Annotated in this window: 3 protein-coding genes and 1 pseudogene; 2 read left to right on the plus strand and 2 right to left on the minus strand. The window is 64.2% G+C overall.

All coding sequences use genetic code 11. The features are described 5' to 3' along the window. Positions 1-91 precede the first annotated feature (91 nt). Positions 92-1423: pseudogene (locus ACQ4N9_RS07570) on the minus strand (HAMP domain-containing protein); the annotation flags it as partial. Further along, positions 1420-2772, minus strand: a complete 1353-nt coding sequence (locus ACQ4N9_RS07575; RefSeq protein WP_110992332.1) for an APC family permease — start codon at positions 2770-2772, stop codon at positions 1420-1422. The pseudogene ACQ4N9_RS07570 and the gene ACQ4N9_RS07575, both read right to left, overlap by 4 nt. Positions 2773-3298: 526 nt before the next feature. Between ACQ4N9_RS07575 and ACQ4N9_RS07580 the strand changes: the two genes are divergently transcribed. Both ACQ4N9_RS07580 and nadA read left to right on the plus strand, forming a co-directional pair. Then, positions 3299-4813: a YdgA family protein gene (locus ACQ4N9_RS07580; RefSeq protein ID WP_390967972.1), complete on the plus strand. Its 1515-nt coding sequence runs from the start codon at positions 3299-3301 to the stop codon at positions 4811-4813. Positions 4814-5090: 277 nt separating this feature from the next. Further along, the coding region (nadA, locus tag ACQ4N9_RS07585; RefSeq protein WP_430932565.1) for a quinolinate synthase NadA at positions 5091-6144 on the plus strand (1054 nt) is incomplete at its 3' end.

Raw genomic sequence — 6144 nt, forward strand, 5'->3', positions numbered from 1 at the left:
TCTGGCTGGCGATCAGCGATGACTGGTCGGCGGTGCCACGGGCCTCCTGCACCGAGCCTTTGAGCTGGGCGATCACCGGCTGCAGCTTGTCCAGGAAGCGGTTGAACCAGCCGGTCAATTGCCCCAGCTCATCGTCGCGGGCGTAGTCCAGGCGCCGGGTCAGGTCGCCTTCGCCGCTGGCGATGTCTTTCAGGCGCGCGGCCACCGCCAGGATCGGCCGAGTCACGCCGCGGGCGGTCAGCCACACCAGCAGCAGGCCCAGCACGGCGGCGCCCAGGCCGATCAGCAGGCTGGTCAGGTTGGCGCGCTGGTTGTGATCGTCCAGGCGTTGGTTGAGGGCTACCGCCGGTGCTTGCAGCACACTCTCCGGCAGCTCCAGCAGCACCTGCCAGGGCGCGGCGCCAGGGATCGGGGTGAAGGGGCGCGAGATGCGCATCATGCCGCCATCCAGGCGCTCGACCGGCTGGCCGGCGCGCAGGGGGGCGGTAAAGGCGCTGGCGGCGCTGCCGAAGGCCTGTTCCACGGTCTGGCTCAGTTGCCGGGCGTCCTGGCTATGCCCGGCCAACAGCCCGACCGGGCTGACGATGCTCACCTGGCCCTGGCCGTCGAACAGTTCCTGGCGCCCGGCCAGGGCCAGCTGCTGCAGGTTGTCCAGGCCGATGTCCAGGCCGATCACGCCAACTACCTTGCCGCCTTCGAGCAGCGGCAGGGCAATGCTGGTCATCAGCACCTTATGACCGTTGATCTCGTCGAAGTACGGGTCGAGCACGCAAGCCTTGGCGGTTTCCAGCGGGCAGGTCAGCCAGCGGTTGTAGGGTGAGCCGTTGGCGCCGATGCTGGCGTCGGCGAGCATCGACTCGGGCATGGCCTCGGTTTCCAGCGCGCCGGGGCTGCTTTGCGACCAGTACAGCGAGAAGCGCCCGCTGTCGTTGCTGCCGGCATCGGCCTGGCCGACGAACTGGGCGTCGCGCTGGTCCAGGGCATTGGGCTGGAACACCAGGTACAGGCCGATCAGGTCGGGGTTGCCGGCCAGTGCGGCGCGGGCTTCGTGGTTGAGCTGGTTGCGCAGGTCGGCGCCGCCGCGGGCCTTGAGCGCCTGCACCAGGCGGGCGAAGCCGTTGCCGTACTGGTAGGCGTCCATGAAGTAGCGCTGGATGCGCAGCGCCTGGGTTTCGCCGTGGGCCTGCAGGCGCAGGCGGGCACTGCGGTCGAGCAGCTCGGTGTTGGCCTGGAACACCTGCTCGGCGTTGCGCCGGGCCTGGGTGAGCGAGGTGGCCACCAGCAGGGCGACGATGGCCAGCAGGCACAGGCCGGCGAGCAGGGTGATCTTCCACTGGATGGAGAGGCGGCGCAGCGACATGGGCTTTTCCTTCTCGATCAAAACAGAACGCCCGCGGTCAGGCGGGCGTCGGGTGTGGTTCATTCAGCGATGTAGTTCGGTGGCGCAACCCGGAAGGCTTTGGTCAGCCAGCCCAGGTACAGCACGCCAAGTGCCGCCCAGACGCCGCCGAACAGCAATGAGTGTTCATTCAGGTCCAGCCACAGCGAAACGATGATGCAGAAGCCGATGGTCGGCAGCACCAGGTACTTCATCTTGTTGGCCAGCCCCTGGCGGTTGCCCTCGCGCAGGTAGCAGTGGTTGATCACCGAGAGGTTGACGAAGCTGAACGCCACCAGCGCGCCGAAGTTGATGATCGACGTGGCGGTGACCAGGTCGAAGAAGATCGCCGACAGCGCCACCAGGCCGACAATCGCGATGTTCAGCACCGGGGTCTTGTAGCGCGAGTGCAGGCGGGCGAACACGCTGGCCGGGATCACCTTGTCGCGGCCCATCACGTACAGCAGGCGCGACACGCTGGTCTGCGACGCCAGGCCCGAGGCGATGGTGTTGATCACCGTGCAGGCGATGAACACCGACTGGAACAGCTTGCCGCCGACATACAGGGCTATTTCCGGCAGCGCCGCTTCCTGGTCGTGGAAGCGCTGCATGGTCGGGAAGTAGGCCTGGATGAAGTACGACACGCCGATGAACACCACGCCGCCGATCAGTGCGGTGAGGAAGATCGCCAGCGGGATGGTCTTGCCTGGATTACGGGTTTCTTCCGACAGGCAGGTAACCGCGTCGAAGCCCAGGAACGAGAAGCACAGGATGGTCGCACCCGCGGCCAAGGCGGCGAACTGGGTCTGCTCGTCGCCGAACGGCACCAGGCTCCACGCGGTGCCAAGGCCCTCTCCTTGATCCAGGCCACGCACGCAGAGGTAGACGAACACGCTCATGATCGCCACCTGGACGAGCACGAACAGCAGGTTGAAATGCGCCACCAGGTTGATGCTGCGCATGTTGATCAGGCTGATCACGGTGACGAAGCCGGCCACCCACATCCAGGCCGGTACCTCGGGGAACATCGCCGACAGGTACAGCTTGGCCAGCAGCGCGTTGACCATCGGCAGCAGCAGGTAGTCCAGCAGCGACGACCAGCCCACCAGGAAGCCCACGTGCGGGTTGATCGCGCGTTGGGTGTAGGTGTAGGCCGAACCGGACTGCGGGAAACGCCGCACCAGGGTGCCATAACTCACAGCGGTGAACAGGATGCCCGCCAGCGCCAGGATATAGGCGCTGGGCACGTGCCCGGCAGTGATGCCGGAGACGATGCCGAAGGTGTCGAACACGGTCATCGGGGTGAGGTAGGCCAGGCCAATGATCACCACGTGCCAGAGGCGCAGGGATTTACGGAACTGGCCGTTGCCGGTGGCGCGGTGGTCAGGCTGCATGCGCGTGGTACTCCTGGCGTTGGACGGCAGGCACGGCGTGCGGCGGGCACGGCAAGGTCGAGCGGGTGGGCTCCATGTTGTTCACCTTTTATGTTGGAGCTGCGAAGTGCGCGGAGAGGGCGCGGGTGTCAGGGCTTCAAGCGCCGGGACGAGGAAGGCGGCGCGTGTGGGCAGGGGCGTTTGGGCATGATGGCGGCGCGATTGTTCTTCTTCGTGGAATGGGCGCTTGCAAGGTGGGTGAAATAAAAAACGATGGTCATTAGGGTGTCAAGTTAAACATGACAGACTGCCTGGTCATGTTGTTTTTTATCTACATTGAAAGGGGTTTTCGGCCTTTTCTTGGCGCTTTACCTGTTTTGTGCGGATTTTCGTGTCTATAAATATTTACGATTTGGCGGGCGGTGGTACGGTGCCTCGCCTGCGTGTGTGCTGCTGCTATGCCATGCGCTCACCCTGACAGTGGTATTCTGCGCGTCCTCGCGTACCTCCACGCGCAGCCCCTTATGGACAGCAATCGGTTCTATTCATGAAGAAATCAGTAAGCATCCTTTCCGGCCTGGCCGTCGCCATTGCCGTCGCAGCCACCGCTGGCGCCTGGTACACCGGCAAACAATTGCCGGCGGAGCTGGAGCGCTCCATCACCCAGGGTAACGAAGAGCTGAAGAAAGCCCTGGTCGGCACTGGCGGCAGCATGACCATCGAACTGGCTTCGCTGGAGCAGCATTTCTTCACCAGCACGGCGCACTACCGCCTAAAAGCCAAGGACATTCAACTGGGCGAGGTCGAGAAGCTGAACTTCGACGTCGGCGTGGTCGACCAGATCGAGCACGGCCCCTTCCCCTGGTCGCGGGTCAAGGCATTCAAGCTGATGCCGGTGATGGCCACCAGCAACAGCGCACTGGAAAAGGACGATTTCACCGCGTCGTGGTTCGCTGCGGCGGGTGACAAAGCGCCCGTCACCGGCCAAGTCAGCCTGGGCTATGGCGGCACGGTCGAAAGCGATATCCGCCTGGCGCCGGTCAAGCTCGAGGAGGATGGCAAAAAGGTTCTGGACTTCTCCGGCATGCAATTGCTGGTGAGCGGTGACCGCGAGGGCAAGGCTGCCGAAATTCACGCCAATGCCGACCGCCTGGAGCTGAATTTCGCCGATGCGCAAGAGACGCCGGTGAAGATCCTGCTCAGCGGCTTCAAGGTCGGTGGCAAGCTCAGTCAGTCCGCCCATGACATGATCTACCTCGGCAACATCGACCTGGCCCTGGCTGATACGCAGATCACCAGCGGTGCCGATCAGCAAGTGCTGGTGCTCAAGGGGCTGCAGCAGAACAACCTGTACAGCGCCGAAGGCGAAGCCAAGGACAAGCTGTCCGGGCGCCTGGAGTACAAGGTGGCCGACATCAGCTATGCCGGGCGCAAGGTGGGCAGCGGCGAGATGGTCTTCACCATGAAGTCCATCGACATCCAGGCCATGCAGGCACTGCTGGAGTGGTACCAGACCAAGATGCCGCAGGTTCAGCAGGCTGCCGCCGAAGGGCAGGCGCTGCCGTCGCTCGACATGACCCCTGAAGAACAGGCCAAAGTCCAGGGCGATCTGCAAAAGATGCTGGCCGGCAAGCCGCAGTTGGCGCTGGAAAAGCTGTCGTTCAAGACTGCCAACGGCGAGAGCCACTTCAGCCTGGCCATGGACTTCGCCAACCCGACCTCGTTCGACCTGCCGCCTGACCAGTTGGGCAAGCAGTTGGTCAGCAGCCTGCACAGCAAGCTGAGCGTGTCCAAGCCGATGGTCGGTGACCTGGCCACCCTGCAGGCACTGCTGGGTGGCGAGACCGACGCCCAGGCCATCGCCCAGCAATCCAGCCAGGCCGGTGAAATGGTCGGCATGATGGCGGTGCAAAGCGGTATGGCCACGGTGCAGGGCACTGACGTGGTTTCGAGCCTGAAGTATGCCGATGGCATGGTCGACTTCAACGGCAAGAAGATGACCGTCGAAGAGTTCGCCATGCTGATCAGCGGGCACCTGGAGGCACTGCAGCCTCAGGGCTGATCGCGGCTTCAAGGCCCAATTCGCGGGGCAACCCCGCTCCCACGTTGATCGCAGCGTGGGAGCGGGGTTGCCCCGCGATTGCATTCAGCCCCGCCACGCAAAAACCCCTTTTGCATCGCTGCGATTGCCTGTAGCCTTCGCCGTCCGATAATAATCCGCGCCCGCAGAGGGGCCGCGAGGGCCTGCCCAGCTGGCCGTCCGGCACCGCTAGCCGATCTGTCAGGGCCGGGTGATACACTCGATTGACGCGCGTACGCGCCCTGCAGGTCCTGCGATCATGACCCAGATTTCCGAACGCCTGTTGGTACAGGCCCACCTCGACGCCAAGCAGCCCCACCCGCTGACGCCCGCGCAGGAGGCCGAGTACCGTGCGGCCATCGCCGCCGAGCTGAAGAAGCAGAATGCCGTGCTGGTCGCCCACTACTATTGCGATCCGGTGATCCAGGCCCTGGCCGAGGAGACCGGCGGTTGCGTGTCCGACTCGCTGGAAATGGCCCGCTTCGGCAAGAACCACCCCGCTGACACGGTGATCGTGGCCGGGGTGCGCTTCATGGGCGAGACGGCGAAGATCCTCACCCCGGAAAAGCGCGTGCTGATGCCGACCCTGGAAGCCACCTGCTCGCTCGACCTGGGTTGCCCGGTCAAGGAGTTCTCGGACTTCTGCGACCAGCACCCCGAGCGCACCGTGGTGGTGTACGCCAACACTTCCGCCGCAGTAAAGGCGCGGGCCGACTGGGTAGTGACCTCCAGTTGCGCACTGGAAATCGTCGAAAGCCTGATGGACAACGGCGAGACCATCATCTGGGGCCCGGACCAGCACCTGGGTCGCTACATCCAGAAGCAGACCGGCGCCGACATGCTGCTGTGGGACGGTGCTTGCATCGTCCACGAAGAATTCAAGTCGCGCCAACTGGCCGACATGAAGGCGCTGTACCCGGACGCGGCGATCCTGGTTCACCCGGAGTCGCCGGAAGCGGTGATCGAGCTGGCCGACGCGGTGGGTTCCACCAGCCAGCTGATCAAGGCTGCGCAGACCCTGCCGAACAAGACCTTCATTGTCGCGACCGACCGCGGCATCTTCTACAAGATGCAGCAGTTGTGCCCGGACAAGGAATTCGTCGAAGCCCCCACCGCCGGCAACGGCGCGGCCTGCCGCAGCTGCGCGCACTGCCCGTGGATGGCCATGAATACCCTTGAGCGTGTGCTGGATTGCCTGCGCACTGGCAGCAACGAAATCTTCGTCGAGCCGGCGCTGATCCCCAAGGCGATCAAGCCGCTCAACCGCATGCTTGATTTCACCCAGGCGGCGCGCTTGAAGTTGTCGGGCAACG

The organism is Pseudomonas sp. ES1 (genome assembly GCF_050586605.1).
Taxonomy (GTDB): domain Bacteria; phylum Pseudomonadota; class Gammaproteobacteria; order Pseudomonadales; family Pseudomonadaceae; genus Aquipseudomonas; species Aquipseudomonas sichuanensis.

Bases quoted from the DNA above. Each gene is read 5' to 3' on its own strand.
- ACQ4N9_RS07575 (WP_110992332.1), bottom strand. From the start codon at position 2,772: ATGCAGCCTGACCACCGCGCCACCGGCAACGGCCAGTTCCGTAAATCC.
- ACQ4N9_RS07580 (WP_390967972.1), top strand. From the start codon at position 3,299: ATGAAGAAATCAGTAAGCATCCTTTCCGGCCTGGCCGTCGCCATTGCC.